The organism is Mycobacterium sp. MFM001 (assembly GCF_003402475.1).
In the GTDB taxonomy this organism is placed as follows: Bacteria; Actinomycetota; Actinomycetes; order Mycobacteriales; family Mycobacteriaceae; genus Mycobacterium.
This window is the reverse complement of record NZ_BFAB01000005.1, coordinates 215,153-229,564: the sequence shown is the minus strand read 5'-3', so window position 1 is coordinate 229,564 and position 14,412 is coordinate 215,153. Positions and strand designations below refer to the sequence as shown.

General features: G+C 67.7%; 18 protein-coding genes. 7 read left to right on the top strand and 11 right to left on the bottom strand.

Annotation, left to right across the window (positions count from 1 at the left end; all coding sequences use genetic code 11):
• Nucleotides 1-52: 52 nt before the first annotated feature.
• Together MFM001_RS11065 and MFM001_RS11060 are read left to right on the top strand one after the other, a co-directional pair.
• Complete coding sequence (locus tag MFM001_RS11065; protein WP_116375314.1) at nt 53-2,161, top strand: catalase; 2,109 nt, start codon at nt 53-55, stop codon at nt 2,159-2,161.
• Complete coding sequence (locus MFM001_RS11060) at nt 2,161-2,844, top strand: phosphodiesterase (RefSeq protein ID WP_116375313.1); 684 nt, start codon at nt 2,161-2,163, stop codon at nt 2,842-2,844. The genes MFM001_RS11065 and MFM001_RS11060 overlap by 1 nt, the downstream gene beginning before the upstream one ends.
• Here MFM001_RS11060 and MFM001_RS11055 read toward each other — a convergent pair.
• Nucleotides 2,837-4,351, bottom strand: a complete 1,515-nt coding sequence (locus MFM001_RS11055; protein ID WP_116375312.1) for an aldehyde dehydrogenase family protein — start codon at nt 4,349-4,351, stop codon at nt 2,837-2,839. The genes MFM001_RS11060 and MFM001_RS11055 overlap by 8 nt on opposite strands.
• Nucleotides 4,348-5,589 (bottom strand): VOC family protein, encoded by a 1,242-nt coding sequence (locus MFM001_RS11050; protein WP_116375311.1) that lies wholly within the window; start codon nt 5,587-5,589, stop codon nt 4,348-4,350. The genes MFM001_RS11055 and MFM001_RS11050 overlap by 4 nt, the downstream gene beginning before the upstream one ends.
• 19 nt (nt 5,590-5,608) lie before the next feature.
• On the opposite strand from MFM001_RS11050, the gene MFM001_RS11045 reads away from it, so the two are divergent.
• From MFM001_RS11045 to MFM001_RS11035, 3 genes are all read left to right on the top strand, one after another.
• The gene (locus MFM001_RS11045; RefSeq protein ID WP_116375310.1) at nt 5,609-6,055 is read left to right on the top strand and encodes an Lrp/AsnC family transcriptional regulator; all 447 of its coding nucleotides are present in this window, start codon (nt 5,609-5,611) and stop codon (nt 6,053-6,055) included.
• A gap of 52 nt (nt 6,056-6,107) precedes the next feature.
• Nucleotides 6,108-7,460, top strand: a complete 1,353-nt coding sequence (gene lat / locus MFM001_RS11040) for an L-lysine 6-transaminase (RefSeq protein ID WP_116375309.1) — start codon at nt 6,108-6,110, stop codon at nt 7,458-7,460.
• Nucleotides 7,461-7,570: 110 nt separating this feature from the next.
• Nucleotides 7,571-7,954 carry a hypothetical protein gene (locus MFM001_RS11035; RefSeq protein WP_116375308.1) on the top strand — a complete coding sequence of 128 codons (384 nt, stop codon included), beginning with the start codon at nt 7,571-7,573 and terminating at the stop codon, nt 7,952-7,954.
• On the opposite strand, the gene usfY is transcribed toward MFM001_RS11035, so the two are convergent.
• From usfY to MFM001_RS24620, 4 genes are all read right to left on the bottom strand, one after another.
• The gene (usfY, locus tag MFM001_RS11030; RefSeq protein WP_192886912.1) at nt 7,943-8,236 is read right to left on the bottom strand and encodes a protein UsfY; all 294 of its coding nucleotides are present in this window, start codon (nt 8,234-8,236) and stop codon (nt 7,943-7,945) included. The two genes, MFM001_RS11035 and usfY, sit on opposite strands and share 12 nt — an antisense overlap.
• Nucleotides 8,237-8,288: 52 nt before the next feature.
• Nucleotides 8,289-8,669, bottom strand: coding sequence for a phage holin family protein (locus MFM001_RS11025; protein ID WP_116375307.1), 381 nt, complete (start codon nt 8,667-8,669; stop codon nt 8,289-8,291).
• A 25-nt stretch (nt 8,670-8,694) separates the two neighbouring features.
• Nucleotides 8,695-8,889 carry a hypothetical protein gene (locus tag MFM001_RS11020; RefSeq protein ID WP_116375306.1) on the bottom strand — a complete coding sequence of 65 codons (195 nt, stop codon included), beginning with the start codon at nt 8,887-8,889 and terminating at the stop codon, nt 8,695-8,697.
• Between the two features lie 94 nt (nt 8,890-8,983).
• Nucleotides 8,984-9,133, bottom strand: coding sequence for a hypothetical protein (locus MFM001_RS24620; protein ID WP_192886911.1), 150 nt, complete (start codon nt 9,131-9,133; stop codon nt 8,984-8,986).
• Between the two features lie 83 nt (nt 9,134-9,216).
• On the opposite strand from MFM001_RS24620, the gene MFM001_RS11015 reads away from it, so the two are divergent.
• On the top strand, nt 9,217-9,654 hold the full coding sequence (locus MFM001_RS11015; RefSeq protein WP_116375305.1) for an ATP-binding protein: 438 nt from the start codon (nt 9,217-9,219) through the stop codon (nt 9,652-9,654).
• A complete protein-coding gene (locus MFM001_RS11010) occupies nt 9,651-10,439 on the top strand; it encodes an RNA polymerase sigma factor SigF (protein ID WP_116375304.1) in 789 nt (262 codons plus the stop codon). The genes MFM001_RS11015 and MFM001_RS11010 overlap by 4 nt, the downstream gene beginning before the upstream one ends.
• On the opposite strand, the gene MFM001_RS11005 is transcribed toward MFM001_RS11010, so the two are convergent.
• From MFM001_RS11005 to MFM001_RS10985, 5 genes are all read right to left on the bottom strand, one after another.
• Nucleotides 10,410-10,853 (bottom strand): STAS domain-containing protein, encoded by a 444-nt coding sequence (locus MFM001_RS11005; RefSeq protein ID WP_371685525.1) that lies wholly within the window; start codon nt 10,851-10,853, stop codon nt 10,410-10,412. The genes MFM001_RS11010 and MFM001_RS11005 overlap by 30 nt on opposite strands.
• A 129-nt stretch (nt 10,854-10,982) precedes the next feature.
• Nucleotides 10,983-11,231: a hypothetical protein gene (locus MFM001_RS11000; protein ID WP_116375302.1), complete on the bottom strand. Its 249-nt coding sequence runs from the start codon at nt 11,229-11,231 to the stop codon at nt 10,983-10,985.
• Complete coding sequence (locus tag MFM001_RS10995; RefSeq protein ID WP_116375301.1) at nt 11,232-13,028, bottom strand: acetyl/propionyl/methylcrotonyl-CoA carboxylase subunit alpha; 1,797 nt, start codon at nt 13,026-13,028, stop codon at nt 11,232-11,234.
• Nucleotides 13,029-13,093: 65 nt separating this feature from the next.
• Nucleotides 13,094-13,510, bottom strand: coding sequence for a SufE family protein (locus MFM001_RS10990; RefSeq protein WP_116375300.1), 417 nt, complete (start codon nt 13,508-13,510; stop codon nt 13,094-13,096).
• Nucleotides 13,507-14,400 (bottom strand): sulfurtransferase, encoded by an 894-nt coding sequence (locus MFM001_RS10985; RefSeq protein ID WP_116375299.1) that lies wholly within the window; start codon nt 14,398-14,400, stop codon nt 13,507-13,509. The genes MFM001_RS10990 and MFM001_RS10985 overlap by 4 nt, the downstream gene beginning before the upstream one ends.
• Between the last annotated feature and the right edge of the window lie 12 nt (nt 14,401-14,412).

Here is a 14,412-nt window from a genome sequence, read left to right as displayed (position 1 = left end):
AAAGCGCCACTTGGGTACTCAGGGCTGGAATTCCTATCTGGGAAGGGACGCAATGGCTGACAAGAACGCAAATCCCAAGCAGCAGCAGCTCGACCAATACCGCGTCGAGCGGGACACCGGTTACCTGACGACACAGCAAGGTGTTCGGGTAGACCACACCGACGACGCGCTGAGCATCGGCGAGCGCGGGCCCACCCTGCTGGAGGATTTCCACGCCCGAGAGAAGATCACCCACTTCGACCACGAGCGCATCCCCGAACGTGTGGTGCATGCCCGCGGCGCGGGCGCGTACGGCTATTTCGAGCCGTACGACGACTCGCTTGCCGACTACACCGTCGCGAAATTTTTGACGACGCCCGGCAAGCAGACGCCGGTGTTCGTGCGGTTCTCGACGGTCGCGGGCTCGCGGGGCTCCGCCGACACCGTGCGCGACGTGCGGGGTTTCGCGACCAAGTTCTACACCGACCAGGGCAACTACGACCTCGTCGGCAACAACTTTCCGGTGTTCTTCATCCAGGACGGAATCAAGTTCCCCGACTTCGTGCATGCGGTGAAACCCGAGCCGCACAACGAAATTCCGCAAGCCCAGTCTGCGCATGACACCCTGTGGGACTTCGTGTCGCTGCAACCGGAAACGCTGCACACGATCATGTGGCTGATGTCGGATCGGTCGTTGCCGCGCAGTTACCGGATGATGCAGGGCTTCGGCGTGCACACCTTCCGGCTGGTCAACGCCAAAGGCGAAGGCACGTTTGTGAAATTCCACTGGAAGCCGCGCCTCGGTGTGCACTCGCTGGTCTGGGACGAATGCCAGAAGGTGGCCGGCAAGGACCCCGACTTCAACCGCCGCGACCTGTGGGACTCCATCGAGGTCGGCCAGTTCCCCGAATGGGAACTCGGTGTGCAGTTGGTGCCCGAGAGCGACGAGTTCAACTTCGACTTCGATTTGCTCGACGCCACGAAAATCATTCCGGAGGAACAGGTTCCGGTTCGCCCGGTGGGCAAGATGGTGCTCAACCGCAACCCGGACAACTTCTTCGCCGAAACCGAGCAGGTGGCCTTCCACACCGCCAACGTGGTGCCCGGCATCGACTTCACCAACGACCCGCTGCTGCAGTTCCGCAATTTCTCCTACCTGGACACTCAGTTGATCCGCCTGGGCGGGCCGAATTTCGCCCAGTTGCCGGTCAACCGGCCGGTGGCCGAGGTCCGCACCAACCAGCACGACGGCTACGGACAGATCGCCATTCCGAAAGGAAAGTCGAGTTACTACAAGAACTCGCTGGGCGGTGGCTGCCCTGCGCTGGCGGACGAGGACGTGTTCCGCCACTACACCCAGAAGGTGGACGGGCAGAAGATCCGCCAGCGCGCCAAGAGTTTTCAGGACCACTACAGCCAAGCCCGGATGTTCTGGAAGAGCATGTCGCCGGTGGAGGCCAAACACATCGTGGCCGCCTACGCGTTCGAACTCGGCCACGTGGAGACCGTCGAGATCCGGGCGCGGGTGGTCGAACAGCTGAACCTGGTCGACCATGAGCTGGCCGCGCAGGTCGCAGGACAACTCGGGCTGCCGGTGCCCGACGAACAGCCCGTCGACGACAAAATGCCTGCCTCGCCGGCGCTTTCGCAACTCAACACCGCCACCGACAGCATCGAGAGCCGCAAGATCGCGGTGCTGGCCGCCGACGGTGTCGACGTAGCGGGCACGGACCGGCTCATCCGGGCGATGCGGCAGCGCGGCGCCATCCCGGAGGTGCTGGCTCCGGTCGGCGGCGGCAGCCTGTCGGGCGGCTCGGGCGGTGAGATCGCCGTCGACCGCGCCATCAGCAGCGTGGCGTCGGTGCTCTACGACGCGGTGGTGCTGCCCTGCGGGCCCGACGCCATGGCGACACTGGCCGCCGACGGGTACGCGATGCACTTCGTCACCGAGGCGTACAAGCACTACAAGCCGGTGGGTGCTTTCGGGGAGGGTGTCAAGTTGCTGCCGAAGGCCGGGATAGCCGAGCAGACCGCCGAGGACACGAAAGTTGTTGACTCCCATGGCGTCGTGACGACCACGGCGGCCGCCGACGACCTGTCCGACGACTTCTTCGAGGCGTTCGCGTCCGCGCTGACCAAGCATCGCGCTTGGGACCGTGAAACCGATTCGGTGCCGGCCTGATGACGATCGCGTTCTCCGACCTGGTCACCACGCCGTTCCGGTGGGCCGCGGCCCTTCGGGGCCGCCGGGTGTTCCATCCCGACGGGGTGTTCGCCGGCGGCTGGATCGAGCGGTGGGCCCCGCCAGACCAGGGACTGCCGATCACGTCGTGCGAGGTGGTCGCGCGGGTCTCCAAGGGCATCGGGACTCCCGGCGGCCTGCCCGACATCGTCGGCTTGGCCTGGAAGATGCCGGCCTCGTCCTACCCGCCGGTCGGCTGGGACGTGCTGTTGGCGTCCACCGGTACCGGACTGCTCACCCGCGTCGGGGTGCGGCCTGCGACGTCGTGGTCGAACGTGACGCTGTCGAGCCTGATGCCGCTTCACTACGCGCAGAACTACTGGTGGATCCGCGCCCGGCTGATCACCGAGATCGCCGGCGGCGGAGTGTCGCTGGACAGTGTCCGCAACCAGGTCGACGACGGAGGTCTGATTTTCGTCGTCGAACAGGCCAGGGGGACAGGGAGTTTCGAGGCGCTGGGGCAGCTGACGCTCAACCGGCTGCTGGCCGGCGACGAGGCCCGCGACCTCGTCTTCGATCCCACGATCCACAGCCCTGCGGACGTCGGGCTGGCGCCGGCCTGGTTGACGGAGTTGCGCCGCGGCGCTTACGGCCGCAGCAGGCAGGGCCGCGACGCTAGGTGAACGTCACGCCCTGCGCCAGCGGCAACTCGTCGGAGTAGTTGATCGTGTTGGTGGCGCGGCGCATGTAGCCCTTCCACGCATCGGAGCCCGACTCCCGGCCGCCGCCGGTGTGCTTCTCGCCGCCGAACGCGCCGCCGATCTCGGCGCCGGAGGTGCCGATGTTGACGTTGGTGATGCCGCAGTCCGAGCCGTCGATGAAGCGTTCCGCCTCGCGCATGTCGCTGGTAAAGATCGCCGACGAAAGCCCCTGCGGCACAGCGTTGTTCATTGCTATCGCTTGGTCGAGGTCGTCGTAGGCCAGCACGTAGAGAATCGGGGCGAACGTCTCGGTGGCCACGGTCGCGGTTTGCGCCGGCATCCCCACCAGCGCCGGCGCGACGTAGTAGGCGCTTTCCGGGCCGAGGTGGTGGCGTTCGCCGCCGATGACCTGCCCGCCGTCGGCGCGGGCCTTCTCCAGCGCGCCCACCATGTCGCGGTAGGCGGTCTCGTGGATCAGCGGGCCGACCAGTGTGCCGTCCGCGCTCGGGTCGCCGATCGGCAACTGGCGATACGCCGCGGCGATGCGCTCGGTGACCTCGTCGGCCAGCGAGCGGTGCACGATCAGGCGGCGCAGGCTGGTGCAGCGCTGCCCGGCGGTGCCGGCGGCGGCAAACACGATGGCGCGCAACGCCAAATCCAGGTCGGCCGACGGCGTCACGATCGCCGCGTTGTTGCCGCCCAGCTCCAGCAGCGCCCGGCCGAACCGTGACGCCACCCGGGGCCCGACCTCGCGGCCCATCCGCACCGAACCCGTCGCCGACAACAATGCGACCCGCTCGTCGTCCACCAGCTGTTCGCCGACCTCGCGGTCACCTAACACCAGACCGCTCACTCCCGGCGGTGCCCCGACATCACTGGCCGCCCGCTCGATCAGCGCCTGACAGGCCAGCGCCGTCAACGGCGTCAACTCCGAGGGCTTCCACACCACGGTGTCGCCGCACACCAGCGCCACCGCGGTGTTCCACGCCCACACCGCGACCGGAAAGTTGAACGCGGTGATCACGCCCACCACACCGAGCGGATGCCAGGTTTCCAGCAGCCGATGCCCGGGCCGCTCGGAGGCGATGACGCGCCCGTAGAGCTGCCGGGACAGCCCGACGGCGAACTGGCAGACGTCGATCATCTCCTGCACCTCGCCCAGTGCCTCGGCGGTGATCTTGCCGACCTCGACGGTCACCAGCGTGGTCAGCTCTGCCTTGTGCGCGGTGAGCAGCTCGCCGAGTCGGCCCACCAGCGCGCCGCGCACCGGTGCCGGGGTGGCCCGCCACGACGAGAACGCCTGCGCCGCAGCCGTAATCGCGGCGTCGACGTCGGCAGCCGAGTCGACGGTGAACAGCACGTCGCCGGTGATCGGCGTGCCGGCCGGCAGCCCGTGGCCGCCCGGCTCCCCGAGCGCGACGTCAGCGCCGATCGCGTCCAGCGCGCCACGCACCCGGGCGCGTAGTTCCTCAGCGGTGGGCAAGCTCATGCGGCGTTCTCCTCGGTTTCGTAGAGGACATAGGGGTCGTGGATGTGCCGGTCGATCGCCCCGGCCATCCAGTCCATGCTGTAGCCGGAGTCGTCGACGCCGTCGCGGCTCGACGCGTCGCGATCCAGGTTCGAGCGAAAGATCCCCGCCGCCGACGACGGCAGGAAGTCCTCGTAGACAACGGGTTTCGCCGGGTCGCCGCCGCGATAGTAGGCCAGCCCACCGGCGGCCATCTCCTCGTCGCTCGACGGGAAGTACTCGCCCCACACCGCCGCCGGGTCCGCACAGGCCATGGCTGCGTCGTAGCGTTCGCGGCCCTTCGGGGTCAGCGCTACACCGCGGGCCTCAACCTCGCCGAACCGGACCCGCACAGCGCCCTCGACAACAGAGCCGTCGTCGCAGCGGAACCGCCGCGGCTCGGCAAGCGCGCGAAACGACGTCTGGCGCAACAACACCTGCGGCCCGTCTGTGCGCGGCGGGCCCTGAATCGCGTCGATCATCGCAATACCGCGCGCGGTCATTCGCCGGTACAGCTCGTCGATGTCGAGCACCCGCGGCGTCAGGTGGTTGATGTGGGTGGAGCCCACCCCGGCGATGTCGGCGGCCACCGCCGACACCCGGGACAGCTCGTCGTACCACGACTTGTCGATCGGCTCGCGCGACAGCGCGAACGCCGCCACCGCCTGCCCGACGAACTCGTCGGCCTCGCCTGCCGCGCATCCGCCGTCGGCGGCGATCACCCGCGCGTGAGCGATCAGCGCCGGGTCGAACAACTGCCGCCGCGCCAGGAACGCCTGCACCCGCGCCCGCAGATCGGCGTCGAAGAACCGCGCATCCCGCAGCGCCAGCATCGACGTGAACACCCGAAACGGGTTGCGCGCCAACTCCTCTGCATCGACGGGCCGAAACGCGGTGGATACCACCGGAACCGGTGATGCCGCGTCACGCAGGTCGTAGTAGCCGACCGGGACCATGCCGAACGCGGCGAACAGATCGGCGACGGCCGCCAACTCGCCCGGCGTGCCGACCCGGATCGCGCCGTGCCGCTCGGCGGTGACCCGGTCGAAAGACCCGAGACGTTCGGCGTCCGGATGCCGTTGCACGTATTCGCGGTTGACCTGCGTGCTGACACCCACCAGCGTCGGGTACGCCGGCACCTCGCCGCCGTACATCGCCGACAGCCCGGCGGCGAACCGCTCCCGCAGCTGCCACGCCGCAAGCTTCTTCGCAGCACTCATCGTCGGCTATCGTCCGGCCATGGCTCTCGACGACATCGACCGGATCCTGGTGCGCGAGCTGGTCGCCGACGGGCGCGCGACGTTGTCGGACCTGGCGGCCAGCGCCGGCCTGTCGGTGTCGGCGGTCCAGGCGCGGGTGCGTCGCCTACAGGAGCGCGGCGTGGTGACTGGATATTCGGCGCGGATCGACCCCGAAGCGGTCGGGCACCTGCTGTCGGCGTTCGTGGCCATCACTCCTCTCGATCCCTCCCAACCCGATGATGCGCCCGCCCGCCTCCAACACATCGAGGCGATCGAATCGTGCCACTCGGTGGCCGGCGAGGAGAGCTACATCCTGCTGGTCCGTGTCGAGTCCGCGCGGGCGTTGGAGGACCTGTTGCAGCGGATCCGGACCACGGCCAACGTTCGGACGCGAAGCACGATCATTCTACGTACTTTTTACAGTGGCAGGCAGTTTGTGCCGTAAGTCTTGCGGTGTCGTGCCCTTAGAAGCGTAAACGTGTTGCTAAAATCGGGGCATGACTGTGCTGGCCCGCACCGACGAACAGCTGCAGCCCGACCGGGTTCTGGACGTGCTGGGCCGCAGCATTACGCTCGGCGGCTTCGACCTGGTGCTCGATGTGGAGCGCTCGGCCGGCTCGTATCTGGTCGACGCCCGCAGTGGCCGGCGCTATCTGGACATGTTCACGTTCGTGTCGTCGTCGGCGCTGGGCATGAACCACCCGGCGCTGGCCGCCGACGACGATTTCCTCGCCGAACTCGCCCGGGCCGCGGTCAACAAGCCGAGCAACTCCGACGTGTACTCGGTGCCAATGGCCCGCTTCGTCGAGACCTTCGTACGGGTGCTGGGCGATCCGGCGCTGCCGCACCTGTTTTTCATCGACGGCGGTGCCCTGGCGGTGGAGAACGCGCTGAAAATCGCCTTCGACTGGAAGAGCCGGCACAACGAGGCGCGCGGCGTCGACCCCGCACTCGGCACCCGGGTGTTGCACCTGCGCGGGGCATTCCACGGCCGCAGCGGCTACACGATGTCGCTGACCAACACCAACCCGGTCAACGTGGCGCGCTTCCCGAAATTCGACTGGCCGCGCATCGACGCGCCGGTGATCCGCGCGGAAGCGGACATGGACGCTCTCGAAGCCGAGTCGCTTCGCCAGGCCCGCGCGGCGTTCGAAGCGCACCCGCACGACATCGCCTGCTTCATCGCCGAACCCATCCAGGGCGAGGGCGGCGACCGCCACTTCCGCCCGGAGTTTTTCGCCGCCATGCGCGCACTGTGCGACGAATACGACGCCCTGCTGATTTTCGACGAGGTGCAGACCGGGTGCGGGCTGACCGGAACCGCTTGGGCCTACCAGCAATTGGGCGTCGCCCCGGACGTCGTCGCGTTCGGCAAGAAGACCCAGGTGTGCGGCGTGATGGCCGGACGGCGAGTCGACGAGGTCGCCGACAACGTGTTCGCGGTCAACTCGCGGCTCAATTCGACGTGGGGCGGCAACCTGACCGACATGGTCCGCGCCCGCCGGATGCTGGAAGTGATCGAATCCGAGGAGCTGTTCGGCAACGCCGCCGCCCAGGGCCGCTACTTAAAGGCCCGCCTGGACGAACTCGCCGCCGACTTCCCGGCCGTCCTCGACGTCCGCGGCCGCGGCCTGATGTGCGCGTTCAGCCTGCCCGGCCCCGCCGAGCGCGACGAGGTGATCCGCGAGTTGTGGCAACGGGGGGTGATCGTGCTGCCCACCGGCGCCGACGGCGTGCGCTTCCGGCCGGCGCTGACCGTCTCGCGCGCCGAGATCGACGAGGCGATAGACGCTGTCCGTGACGTGTTTACCGCCTCCTACCACCGGGTATACCCCGGGCAAGCTCGGTGAGGTCGGGTCTAGCCAAGGGCTCTGCGGCAAAGCCGCGACGGCGATGTAACCCAAGTCGCCGATTTACCGATGCATCACAAAGCAGCCGAACGCAAAATAGAGGTTGGCAGATGCAAAAACCACGTCAGCGCTCAGGTGGCGACCACTTGGGGCTCCAGGACCGCGACGTCCAGTCGGCCGTTCGGTTCGCGGTGCTGGCTGGCGTCGCCGGAGTGGCGTTTTTGATCGTTGCGGCGCTGTGGGTCAGCACATGCGGCGGTGTGGCTGTCGACACCGTCGCCTGCGGTGCGCCGCAACGGACTTTGCTGGCATTCGGCGCTCCGGCCATCTTGTTGGCCAGCGGAGTGTGGGCATTCGTGCGCACCTATCGCATCTGGCGCGACCACGGCACCTGGTGGGCATGGCAGGGCGCGGGATGGTTCCTGTTGATGCTGATGCTCGTCACCCTGACGATGGGGGTCCCGCCGATCGCCGGACCCGCGCTAGCTGGTTGACGACTGCCGCGACTCCAGCTGCTCCTCGATGCGAGCCACCCGGCGCAGCTCGATGACGAACCACAGCGCCCCCGCGATGATTCCGAGCACCGCGATCGCGACTGTCGCCGAAAGCCACTCGTAATGCCGATAGGCGGCGACCGCCGCGGTGCTGATCATCCCCGCCACCGCGACCGCCAGCAGAATGAAGCCCGGCCAGAACAAGTTGTCCTTCATCGTGATCCCGGCGTGTGGCTGGGTGGTCCGGAATGGATCCGTCGGATTGTGGTGCGTGTCGCCCATCAGCTCCCCTCCGTCATCGGACCAGGTAACTCAAATGCTACTCACTGACCGCTCAGGCCGGGCCGACCTCACTGCGCGCGAACACCTCTGGCAGGCAAATCGCCCCGATCGTGGTCACCAGCCACACCACCACCGTCGCCGCAACCCACGACGCGATGTCCCGCAAGTTCAGCCCGTCCGTCCACGCCGATGCCAGCCCGAGCGCGATCACCGTCAACACCAGGCCGGTGCCGCCCAGCACGAGTGACGCATATGCATGGGGCAACTTCAAAATCAACACCGACAGCAGCGCCTGCGCTATCGAGAAGATCGCCACGGCGACAATGAATCCCGACGCCGACACCGCCACACCCGGGACAACCCACGCCGCCACCAGCAGCCCGACCGCCCACGAAACCATGACCACGACAGCACGCACCAGAATTTGCGTCATGTCACCAGCCTAGGTCTGGCAGAGCTCACTCGCGGTAGAAGTCGCGGTCGTCGTCGTCGGCGCCGACAATCTCCTGACGCTGCTCCTGCCAGTCCGAGGCATTCGCCTCGACCGGTGGAATCTCCCGGTCGGGCGCCTCCGGCACGGCGGTGGTTTCCTGCTCCTGCTCGACGGCGTCGGCGACGGGAACCTCGTCGGACAAAGGATCGCGGTTGTCCATCGCACTCTCCTGGGTTTCGCTCGCCGCGGCGAGGGGGTATCAGGTCTACACAATGATGACTTCAACAGCAGCCGGCAACGGCGCAGCAACCCGGTTACCCGAGCATCGGGGCCAGAATCACAAACGCGATCACGTAGACCCCGATCGCCACCAAGATCACGACGAGCAGCGTTATCACCGCGATCACCGCTGTGCGCCGAAATCGTCGTGTACGGCGAACTTCCGTGGTGTCGGCCTCTTCCATGGCCGGTGGAATACCCGGCGCTCCTCATGACTAACCGGCTCGAACGCGGGGGTAGTCTCAGTCAAATATTGCCGGGAGGCCAGATGACCGCTACCGAAGTGTCAGGTAACGCCCAGCAACGAGGTGACCGCGCCATCGAATTCAGGGTCGCCGCCCGCCTGGAGAATCTGGCGATGCTGCGCACTCTGGTCGGCGCCGTCGGCGCTTTCGAGGACCTTGATTTCGACGCGGTGGCCGACCTGCGACTGGCGGTCGACGAGGTGTGTACCCGGCTGATCCGCTCCGCGACCCCCGACGCGACGCTGGTTGTGGTGGTCGACCCGCGCGAGCGCGAATTGGTGGTCCAGGCGTCGGCGGCCTGCCAGACCTCCGATGTGGTGACGCCCGGCAGCTTCAGCTGGCATGTGCTGACCTCGCTGACCGACGACGTCCAGACCTTCCACGACGGTCGCGGGCCCGAAGGGTCCGGCGGCGTATTCGGCATTACGTTGACGACGCGACGGGCGGGCTCTACCAGGTGACAGCGCGAGCTGTCGGCGGTTCGGCTTCGCGGCCCAATGAATACGCCGATGTTCCGGATATGTTCCGTGAGTTGGCCAGTCTGTCGGGCGACTCATCGGAATTCCAGCGTCAGCGCGACAAAATCGTGGAGCGGTGCCTGCCGCTGGCCGACCACATCGCCCGCCGGTTCGAGGGACGCGGCGAACCACGCGACGACCTGGTGCAGGTTGCCCGGGTCGGGTTGGTCAACGCCGTCGTGCGCTTCGACGTCGACGCCGGATCGGACTTCGTCTCGTTCGCGGTGCCCACGATCATGGGGGAGGTCCGCCGCCATTTCCGGGACAACAGCTGGTCGGTCAAGGTGCCCCGGCGGCTCAAGGAACTGCACCTGCGGCTGGGTACCGCCACTGCGGACCTTTCTCAGCGGCTCGGCCGAGCGCCCACCGCGTCGGAGCTGGCCGACGAGCTGGACATGGACCGGACCGAGGTGATCGAGGGTCTGGTGGCGGGCAGCTCCTACAACACGTTGTCCATCGACAGCGGCGGCGGCAGCGGCGACGAAGACGCCCGCGCCATCGCCGACACACTTGGCGATGTGGACTCCGGGCTCGAGCGGATCGAGAACCGCGAAGCGCTGCGCCCGCTGCTGGACGCGCTGCCCGAACGCGAGCGAACGGTGTTGGTGCTCAGGTTCTTCGAATCGATGACGCAGACGCAGATCGCCGAGCGCGTCGGCATCTCACAGATGCATGTGTCTCGCCTGCTGGCGAAATCGCTAACGCGACTGCGCGATCAGCTGGAGTAGGCGACGCGGCTCGTCGTTGTCGGCCAGCCCCTCGGCCACCGACTCCGCGATCGGGAGCGTCTTGTCCGGATCGCAGATCCGCAGCAAGCGGGACACCGCGTGACTGGGAACCACCGCCCAGCGCACATCCGCGCCGGCGCACCGGACATTGATCGTGTGCAACGCCGAAAAACCGGCGGTGCCAAAGAATTCCACGCCGCTTAAGTCCACGACCAGCGACTTGGAATGACCTGCGCAGCGCGCTACGTAGTCGGCGAGCTGATTCGCGTTGGACGCGTCGAGCTCGCCGCTCGCGGTGACCACAGCGGCCGACGCGTCGCGATGAGCGGTGAAACGGGCGGTGTGGCTTTCCCACGGTTGAGACGGAAATGCGATGGCCGCAGATCCTTCAGTTGTGGACATTGGTGACTCCATCAGTCAACGAGCATCGTGCTGTGGATCACGTCAAGTGGTGGCCCCTTACGGCGGGGTGGATCAGTTGGTGGCCTCCCCGCACGTCATTGACGTTGTTCCGGGCGGCTGTGAACTCAACCTGTCTTGACCTTACTCCTGGGCCGGCGCGCTTCGCACCCCTATTGCGGCAGCAAATCGCTGCACCGCCTCGGTGGCTGCGGCCGCGGCGTCGTCGTGCCCGTCCCGGGCCCGGGCGGCGATCTCGCCGGTGCCCGGGTCGAGGGTCACGTCGGCCTGCGGTTCGCCGGTCGTCGCCTCGCACACCGCCCACTCGTAGGAGTCGGCGTCGTCGCGCGGGAGCAAATACCACCCGCCCGCGTTGATCTGGACGGGCTGCAACTATTTGATCTCGGCGAGAACTGTGCCCTGGGTGATCGCGGCGCCGGCCTCCACGGCCAGGCCGGTGATGACGCCGTCCTTGTGCGCGGTGACGGGGTTCTCCATCTTCATCGCCTCCAGGACCGCCACCAGGTCGCCGGCGGTGACCTCCTGGCCCTCTTCGACGGCGACCTTGACCACGGTGCCCTGCATGGGGGCGGTCACCGCGTCACCGGAGGCGGCGGCGCCGGCCAGCGCGCCGCGCTTGCGTGGCTTGGGCTTCTTGCGGATGACCCCGGCCGCGTCGCCACCGCTGCCGTTGGACAACGCCAGGTCGGCCGGCAGCGACACCTCGAGCCGGCGGCCGCCGACCTCGACGACCACCTTCTGCCGCGGGCGGGCGTCCTCTTCGTCGAGCGGCTCGCCGCCGGTGAACGGCTCGATCGTGTTGTTCCACTCGGTTTCGATCCAGCGGGTGTGCACCGAGAAGCCGTTGCCGTCGCCGATGAACGCCGGGTCGGACACCACGGCGCGGTGGAACGGGATGACGGTGGCCAGGCCCTCGACGTGGAATTCGTCCAGCGCGCGGCGGGCCCGGGCCAGCGCCTCGTCGCGGTTGGCGCCGTAGACGATCAGCTTGGCCAGCATCGAGTCGAACTGCCCGCCGATCACCGAACCGGTCTCCACACCGGAATCCAGCCGCACGCCCGGTCCGGCCGGCGGCTCGAACTTGCTGACCGGCCCGGGTGCCGGCAGGAAGCCGCGGCCGGCGTCCTCGCCGTTGATCCGGAACTCGATGGCGTGCCCGCGCGGGGTCGGGTCCTCGGTGATGTCGAGCTTCTCGCCGTTGGCGATCTTGAACTGCTGCAGCACCAGGTCGATGCCCGCGGTCTCCTCGGTGACCGGGTGCTCGACCTGCAGCCGGGTGTTGACCTCGAGGAACGAGATCAGGCCGTCCTGGCCGACCAGGTACTCGACGGTGCCGGCGCCGTAGTAGTGCGCTTCCTTGCAGATCCGCTTGGCGGACTCGTGGATCTCCTTGCGCTGCGCGTCGGTCAGGAACGGCGCGGGCGCCTCCTCGACCAGCTTCTGGAAGCGGCGCTGCAGCGAGCAGTCGCGGGTGCCGGCGACGACGACGTTGCCGTGCTGGTCGGCGATCACCTGGGCCTCGACGTGGCGGGGCTTGTCGAGGTAGCGCTCGACGAAGCACTCGCCGCGGCCGAACGCGGCGACGGCCTCACGCACCGCCGACTCGTACAGCTCGGGAATCTCCTCGATGGTGCGGGCGACCTTCATGCCCTTGCCGCCGCCGCCGAACGCGGCCTTGATCGCGATCGGCACGCCGTACTCCTTGGCGAAGGCCACCACCTCGTCGGCGTCCTTGACCGGGTCGGGGGTGCCGGGCACCAGCGGAGCCTGCGCGCGGGCGGCGATGTGCCGGGCGGTGACCTTGTCACCGAGGTCGCGGATGGACTGCGGGCTGGGCCCGATCCAGATCAGCCCGGCGTCGATGACGGCCTGGGCGAAGTCGGCGTTCTCCGAAAGGAATCCGTAGCCGGGGTGGATCGCGTTGGCGCCGGACTTCTCGGCGGCCTCGAGGAGCTTGCCGAAGTCCAGGTAGGACTCGGCCGAGGTCTGGCCACCCAGCGCGAACGCCTCGTCGGCCAGCCGTACATGTGGCGCGTCGGCGTCGGGTTCGGCGTACACCGCCACGCTGGGGTAGCCGGCGTCCCTGGCCGCCCGGATCACCCGGACCGCGATCTCACCGCGATTGGCGACGAGAACCTTGGCGATCTTCGAGCTGGCGTGACTAGGCACTGCGCCTCCTGTTTATGGCTGGACGTTTCTCTAAGAGATTTTCTTACAAGTCTGTCGGAGAGAGTCTAAGGCTCGCGTAGGCGTCGTTTGATCCGGGCCAGCATCGCCGACATGCCCCGTAGCCGCAGTGGGCTGATCAGCGCGGCCAGCCCCAGATCGGTGTAGAAGTCTTCGGGCACGGCCAGGATGTCGGCGGCGGGCTGCTCGTCGAGCCCGGCCGCCAGGATGGACGCGAAGCCGCGGGTGGTGGGTGCTTCGGGCGGGGCGGAGAAATACAGCCGGACCCGCTCGGGATCGCTGGGGTCGACGTGCAGGAACAGCGGCGACTGGCATTCCGGGACCGGCTCCATGGCCGCCTCTTCGAGCTCGGCGGGCAAGTCCGGCAAATCCTCCGCAAACTCGAGCAGCAGCCGCAGCTTGTCTTGGCCCTGGACTTCAGCGAAGTCGGACACCACTTCGGCCAGCGGCGCGGGCATGCTCATCGGGCCGGGACAGCTCCTGCTTCTTCGCCGGCGACGATCGGCACCCGCACGGTGTTGCCCCATTCGGTCCACGAGCCGTCGTAGTTGCGCACCCCGGGGATGCCGAGCAGGTGGGTCAGAACGAACCAGGTGTGGCTGGATCGCTCGCCGATCCGGCAGTACACGATGGTCTTGTCGTCCGGCTCGATGAACCCGTAGAGCTGCTCGAGCTCCTCGCGGGGGCGGAACCGGCCGCTGTCGTCGGCGGCCTTGGCCCACGGGATCGACACCGCGGTCGGGATGTGCCCGGCCCGCAGCGCACCTTCCTCGGGGTAGTCGGGCATGTGGGTGCGCTTGCCGGTGTACTCGTCGGGGGATCGCACGTCGATCAGCGGCTCAGAGCCCAGGATGGCGAGCACGTCGTCTTTGAATGCGCGGATCGGTGCGTCGTTGCGTTCGACGACGGGGTAGCCGGTCGACGTTTTGGTGGGGACGTCGAGCGTCGTCTCCCGGCCCTCGGAGAGCCACAGGTCGCGACCGCCGTTGAGCAGCCGGACATCCGGGTGGCCGAACAGCGTGAAGACCCACAGCGCATACGCGGCCCACCAGTTGCTCTTGTCGCCGTAGATCACCACGGTGTCGTCGCGCGAGATGCCCTTGCGGTTCATCAGGTCGGCGAACTGCTCGCCGGTGATGTAGTCGCGGACCCTGGGGTCGTTGAGGTCGGTGTGCCAGTCGATCTTGACTGCGCCGGGGATGTGGCCGACGTCGTAAAGCAGTACGTCCTCGTCGGATTCGACGATGACCAGCCCGGGTTTGCCCATATTGCCGGCCAGCCAGTCGGCGGTGACCAACCGCTCCGGATGGGCGTAGGCGGCCAGGGTGGGGCTGGGATCTGGTGGTAGCGGCACAGTGTCGAGCCT